General features: G+C 65.9%; 5 protein-coding genes. 2 read left to right on the forward strand and 3 right to left on the reverse strand.

Annotated features, from left to right (window positions below; all coding sequences use genetic code 11):
- Together V3572_RS05905 and V3572_RS05910 are read left to right on the forward strand one after the other, a co-directional pair.
- Nucleotides 1–686 (forward strand): HAD-IC family P-type ATPase (locus V3572_RS05905; protein ID WP_332110056.1); only part of this gene is annotated, 686 nt, incomplete at its 5' end.
- 125 nt (nucleotides 687–811) lie between these two features.
- Nucleotides 812–1228: a MarR family winged helix-turn-helix transcriptional regulator gene (locus tag V3572_RS05910; protein WP_332110057.1), complete on the forward strand. Its 417-nt coding sequence runs from the start codon at nucleotides 812–814 to the stop codon at nucleotides 1226–1228.
- A 110-nt stretch (nucleotides 1229–1338) separates the two neighbouring features.
- On the opposite strand, the gene V3572_RS05915 is transcribed toward V3572_RS05910, so the two are convergent.
- The 3 genes from V3572_RS05915 to V3572_RS05925 form a co-directional block, all read right to left on the reverse strand.
- A complete protein-coding gene (locus V3572_RS05915) occupies nucleotides 1339–3780 on the reverse strand; it encodes a methyl-accepting chemotaxis protein (protein WP_332110058.1) in 2442 nt (813 codons plus the stop codon).
- A gap of 364 nt (nucleotides 3781–4144) precedes the next feature.
- Nucleotides 4145–4567 carry an SH3 domain-containing protein gene (locus V3572_RS05920; protein ID WP_332110059.1) on the reverse strand — a complete coding sequence of 141 codons (423 nt, stop codon included), beginning with the start codon at nucleotides 4565–4567 and terminating at the stop codon, nucleotides 4145–4147.
- Nucleotides 4549–5036: tetratricopeptide repeat protein (locus tag V3572_RS05925; RefSeq protein ID WP_332110060.1), on the reverse strand; the 488-nt coding region annotated here is incomplete at its 5' end. The genes V3572_RS05920 and V3572_RS05925, both read right to left, overlap by 19 nt.

Here is a 5036-nt window from a genome sequence, read left to right on the forward strand (position 1 = left end):
TGCCGCCGGTCCTGGCCCGGGCCCTGGAGTCGGCGGCGGCGCGCGGGGCCACGCCCCTGGTGGTGCTGCGCGACGGGCAGGTCATGGGCATGTTGGCCGTCACCGACACCATTCGGCCCTCGGCCCGCGATGCCGTGGCCGCCCTGCGGGCCCTGGGCGTCGCCCGGGTGGGCATCCTCTCCGGCGATCACGACCGCTCCGTGGCGGCCGTGGCGGCGGCCCTTGGCGTCACCGAATCCTGGCCGGGGCTCAAACCCGCCGACAAGCCGCGCATCGTGGAGGAGTTCCAAAATGCCGGGGGCCGGGTCATGTTCGTGGGCGACGGCATCAACGACGCCCCGGCCCTGGCCAAGGCCGACGTGGGCGTGGCCATGGGCGCGGCAGGAACCGACGTGGCCCTGGAGACGGCCCAGGTGGCGCTGACCCGCGACGACATCGGGCGGCTGCCCCTGCTTGTCGGCCTTTCGCGGCGCATGCGGCTGGTGATCAAGGTCAACATCGCCCTGGGCGTTTTGTCCAACGCCCTGGCCGTGTTCGGCGGCTCCTACGGCCTGCTCAGCCCCATCGCGGCCTCGGTGTTCCATAACGCCGGGTCCATTCTGGTGGTCATGTCCTCGGCGGCGCTCTTTTTTGTCTCCGGCCGGGGCGAGGCCGGGCTTGCCCCGGCCCGGGCCGGGATGCGATAGGAGGCTTCCCAGGGAGGAAACTTTTTGAAAAAAGTTTCCTCCCTGGACCCTCCTCCAAAAACTGTATCGGGCTTCGCCGCTTTTGTGCGCACAGGGGCGGATGTCGGAGCGGGGGCGGAACGGACATGGAGAACATGGAAGAATTGACCGGGCTTCTGATCGAATTTTACGAGCGTTTCTCCTCCTGGGAGCAGGGCGTGGTGCGCGAGACGGGCCTGACCCTGCCCCAGATGCATACCCTGGAGATCATCGGGGCCACGGGCGAGCTGCGCATGAAGGAGCTGGCCGGGAAGATGGGCGTGACCACGGGGTCGCTCACCGTCCTGGTGGACCGGCTGGTGCGGGCCGGGCTCGTCGTGCGCAAGCCCGACGAAAAGGACCGCCGCTCCATCCGGGTGGGGCTGACCCCCGAGGGCCGCAAGCACTTCGAGGGCCACCATCTGCTGCACCTGCAACTCTCCCAGGATATCGCCGGGGCGCTCACCCCGGAAGAGGCCGAACGTTTTCCGCAGATGCTCACGAAGATCATGGCCCAGTTTTAGCCGGTGCGGCGCACGGCAAGGCCCCCGTGCGCCACGCGGACGCCGGGGGCCTTGCCGTGTACGGGTTGGGAAAAAACGGCCGCCGCTTTGGCTGGCCGCGCCGCCAGACCCTATCTGCCGAGTCGGCGCGGGCCTGCCTCGCCGCCCGTATCCCCCTTGAGTTCTTCGATGAGCCGCCGCAGTTCCCCGGCCATGCCCGCCAATTCGTTTACGGCATGGGCCGACTGCTCCATGGAGTCCGCCGTCTCCATGGCCACCCGGTTGACCTCCTCGATGGAGCGGTTGATCTCCTCCGAGGCCGCCGACTGTTCTTCGGCCGCCGAGGCGATGCTTTGCACCTGGGAGGAGCTTTCGTCGGAAAACGACACGATTTCGGACAGGGACTGGCCCGAGGTGGTGGACAGCTCCGTGGCCTTTTCCACCATGGAGCCGACCTGGTTCATGTCCTCGATGTTTTTCCGGGTGGAGGCCTGGATGGAGCGGATGTTGGCGCCCACCTCCTTGGTCGCGCCCATGGTCTTTTCGGCCAGTTTGCGCACCTCGTCGGCCACCACGGCGAAACCGCGCCCGGCCTCTCCGGCCCGGGCGGCCTCAATGGCGGCGTTTAAGGCCAAAAGGTTGGTCTGGTCGGCGATGTCGTTGATGACGTTCATGACTTGGCCGATGGATTCGGCCTGACGACCCAGGTCGGCCAGGTTGGCGTTCATGGCCAGGGACATGCGCCGCACCTCGGTGATGGCCGAAATGGCCTCTTCCACCACCCGCGACCCCTCCGTGGCCTTACCCTTGGCCTTTTCGGCGGAGTCCGAGGCCTGTCCGGCGTTCTTGGCCACCTCCATGACCGTGGCGTTCATCTCCTCCATGGCCGTGGCCGTCTCGCCCATGCGCTCTTTCTGGAGTTCCGTGCCCCGGTTGATCTCGTCGATCTGGGCCGAGATCTCCTCGGAGGAGGTGGTGACCCGGTCCACAATGCCCTCGAGCTTTTCGGCGGCGGCCAGCATGCCCTCGTGCAGGGCGTTTTCGGCCTTGCGGCGCATTTCGTTCGCCTCGGTCACGTCCTGCACCAATTCGATATGCCCGGTTCTTTCCCCCCTGGAGTTGAACAGGAAGGCGGAGTTGACCTGGAAATCCCGATCAATGCCCGGCTGGGTGAACGAGGAGACGGGGACGCCGCGTCGCAGGCATTCCACGCCGCATTGGTCCGTGCCGCAGATGGAGGCGCCCCATTCCTTGCAGTGCCGCCCCACGAGATCGGCCCGCTTCTTGCCGGTGACGTCCTCGGCCGGTTTGTTGACGAAGGTCCAGTGCTGCTCCATGTCCGTGACCGAGATGGGGAAGGGAATGGAGTCCAGGATGGCCTCGTACCAGAAGGCCTTGTCCACCACGATGTCGAAGGCGGTGTTGAGGTTTTTGGCGGCCTGCCCCACCTCGTCGCCAGAGGTCACGGCCAGCCGGGCGGTAAAGTCCCCGGCGGCGAAACGCCTGGCCGCTTCGACAATGCGGCCCAGGGGCTTGGTGACGATGACCCGGGAGAGCAGGAAGACCAGAACCAAAATCAGGACGATGCCCAGCCCCCCGGCCCCGATGCTCATGTTCACGCTACGCTGGGCGTCGGCCAGAAGGGCGTCCAGGGACACGGTCAGGACCATGCTCCAGGGGGTGTCGGTCTCGCCGACGGTGAAGGGCGACAGATAATAATAGGAGGTCTCCCCGGTGGCCAGGGACTTGTTTTCCTCCACCCGCGCCTTTCCCGCCCGGACGTCCTTGTCCCGGGCCGTGGCGTCGGTGCGCACGTCGAGAATCTTCTTGCCCACGAATTCGGCCTTGGGATGGGCCACATAGGTTGTGTCGTTGGAGAACAGGAAGGCATACCCCACGCCGAAGGGCTTGATGCCGAGCACCATTTTTTGAATCTGCTCCATGCCGATGTCCACCCCGGCCACGCCCACGATCTTGCCGTTTTGGCGGATGGGCGCGCACAGGCTGACGAGCATGGTCTTCTGGCCGCCCACGGTGTAGGACACCGGGTCCATGATCACGTCCTTTCCCGACCGCAACGGCTTGGCATAGTAGTCGTTTTTCCCCGGCGTGTCGTAATCCATGCAGGGCTCCAGGTGGAGGCCCCCCACCCGGTTCCAATAGGGCACGAAACGGCCCTTGGCGTCGCTGCCGTCTGCGCCCGCGTTTTCCCCGTCCAGTCCGTCCAGGGCGCCTGGCTCGAACACGGTCCATACCCCGAGAAAATCCGGATTATGTTCGAGCAGGCCGCGCAGCATGTTGCTCACCCGGGCGCGCCGGGTCTCGGGGGGCAGGTCGTCCACGAAGGCCAATGCCTGGGCTACCCCCCGGGCCGAGTTCAACCCTTCGTCCAACTCGGCCTTGACGATGGCCCCGCTGGCGGCGGCCTCCATCTTGACCGCCTCCTCCACCCTGCGTTTGGCCGAATCGTTCAGAGTCCTGGCGAAATACAGGGTGGTGACAGCCAAAATGATCGTCACCACCAGTCCGACGCATAACGACAGTTTGAGCCCGATACCCATTTTCTTGAACATGCGAGTCCGCTCCCTGCAAACACGGTTGGCGCGCGGGCGGAACGGACCCGAAAGCGCGGTTTCAAATGGAAAAGGTAGGCCTTATGTCACTATGTATGGCAATCCGGGTTCTTTTTCAATGCCCGGGAGGGATTTTTCTCCCTGGCGAAGAAAACACAGACTTCAGAAGGAGATATAAAAAACTACGGGCGATATCGCAAGGAGTATAATCGATGCACGTGCATCTGTTTCAGGAAGATGGAATCGCTTGGATAAACGTGGGAAAAAGCGGAAAAATGCATATGGCGTGCAATCGTACGGGGCTCTGCACAGCCGCTGTCACTGGGACTTGCGGGAAAAGACGGTCGTGCGGCCGAAAGCCGCATCAGTCCCAGAGTTCCTGTTCTTCCTCCTCGGTCAGGGCGTCGGATGCTCCCGGGCCGCCTGACGCGGCAGGCCCCTTGCCTGTGCGGGGTTTGGCGGGCCGGATGTCGAAACCCGTGAGGTAGGCCCCGTAGGCGAAACCTTCCCGCCCGTCGGCGGTGCGGACCTTGATCCAGTTTCCCTGGCGCTCGAAGATCGTCACCACCTCGTCTTTCTCCAGGCCGTCGATCACGGCGCTTTTGGACGAAGGCCCCCGCCGCAGGTTCAGGCCCTGGATGGTCACCCGTTCGGTGCGCGTCGGCTGGGCGGCCGGGGCGGGCGCCGGGGTCGGGGCGGGCTTGGTTCCGATGTTCACCGAACAGGCGGCCAGGCAGGCGCAGGCCATGAGCAGGGCCACGAAGAGCGTCAGGGAGCGGCGGGGCATGTTCCCTCCTTGCGGGCTGTCTCCAGGGGACGGCATTGTCCGAGGCGACAGGCCGCCTCGAAGTCCCGGCACATGTCCAGGGGGCGTCCCAGGCTGCCGAGAAGCCTGCCGCGCCGGGTAAAAAGCCCGGGATTGCCGGGGTCCAGGGCCACGGCCTGGTCGTAGGCCGTAAGGGCCTCTCCGGGGCGTTTAAGCGCGGTCAGGCACAGGCCGCGCATGGAGTGCACGGCGGCCTGGGCGCCGCCTGCGGCCAGGGCCTGATCATAGTCCGCCAGGGCCTCGGCCGGGCGGCCCAGGAAAGAGCGGGCATGGCCTCTGGCGACGAGATATTCGGGACGGCCGGGGTCCAGGGCCAGGGCCGCGTCGAGTTCCGTCTCGGCCTGGGCGTAGCGCTTGGCCCGGCCGTGCGTTTTGGCGGCCTCGAGATGCCGGGCGGCCCGGCGCACGGCTTCGGAGGCGGCGTCCGGAT

Source organism: Desulfolutivibrio sp. (assembly GCF_036584575.1).
Lineage (GTDB): Bacteria > Desulfobacterota > Desulfovibrionia > Desulfovibrionales > Desulfovibrionaceae > Desulfolutivibrio.